The 1,187-nt window shown below is 39.3% G+C and carries 1 protein-coding gene; it reads right to left on the bottom strand.

The window, feature by feature from the left end:
* A protein-coding gene (locus JMM81_RS22565; protein WP_256243810.1) for an IS3 family transposase occupies positions 1 to 1,111 on the bottom strand; the annotation gives its coding sequence in 2 pieces (ribosomal slippage) (positions 1 to 862 and positions 862 to 1,111; 1,112 coding nt annotated over the 2 pieces). This gene is flagged as partial in the annotation.
* Between the last annotated feature and the right edge of the window lie 76 nt (positions 1,112 to 1,187).

Here is a 1,187-nt window from a genome sequence, read left to right as displayed (position 1 = left end):
TTTTTAAGGTGTTCAAGTTTGAACTCTATTGGACTTACATACCCCAGAGTTCCATGAATTCGTATGTGATTAAACCAGTGGACATAGTCCTGCATTTCCCTTGTTAATTCTTCCAAACTATCAAAATGTCGACCCTTCACAAACTCCGTTTTAATGATTTTAAACGTTGCTTCAGCTACGGCATTGTCATAGGGGCAGCCCTTCATACTTAAAGATCGTTGAATATGAAATGTCTTTAAAGCATCGTCCATCAGCTTATTTTTAAACTCATTTCCACGATCCGTATGGAAAAGTTGGATCTTACGAAGGTCAACCTTGATGGAGGCAAATGCACGGTAGACGAGTAATGCATCTTTGTTTGGACCTGTACTGAAGCCTACGATTTCTCGATTAAAGAGATCGACAAATACACATACGTAATGCCATTTTTTATTGACTCTTACGTAGGTCAAATCGCTTACGACCACTGTCAGTTCTTCTTTCTGGTCGAACGCACGGTTTAGTTCATTTTTCTGTTCGGATTCATTACATGATTTTGTATGAGGCTTAAATTGAGCTACGGTGTACGTAGAGATAAGGCCCTGCTCTTGCATAATGCGGCCAATTCTTCGTCTCGAAATAGTGAGACCACGCTTTTTTAGTTCTACCTTGATTTTACGTGTCCCGTAATTTTGACGGCTTGCCTGAAATACGTCGATCACACCGGACGTAATGTCATCCTCTGTAGCTCTTTCTTTCGCTTCATAATAATAAGTGCTTCTAGGGATTTGTAGGACTTTGCACATTGCTGATATCGAGTATTTATGTTGATTATGCTTGATCACATTTACTTTCGTCCTAGTATCAGCGCGGCTTGCTTTAAAATGTCATTCTCCATTTCGAGTTGCTTATTTCGCTTTCGGAGTTCCATTAGTTCCTTTTGTTCATCGGTTACATTGTCTTTTTCCTTAAAAGAACCCGAGTTCTGACTTTGACTTATCCACTTATCTAAAGACGAAGGAGTCAGGTCATACTCACGAATAATCTCTTTTCTTGGTTTCCCATTTTGGTACAGCTGCACGATCTGTTGTTTGAATTCTTCCGTAAATGTTCGACGTTCTCTTTTGGCCATGTAGATTCTCCTCAAATGTATTATTTGTAGTCTACTTGACCTTAAAAATTCTGTCCAACTAAGTGTAGCCTATCCA

This window comes from Bacillus sp. V3B (assembly GCF_024494465.1).
GTDB lineage: Bacteria > Bacillota > Bacilli > Bacillales > Cytobacillaceae > Bacillus_BD.
This window is presented reverse-complemented; position numbering and strand designations above follow the sequence as displayed.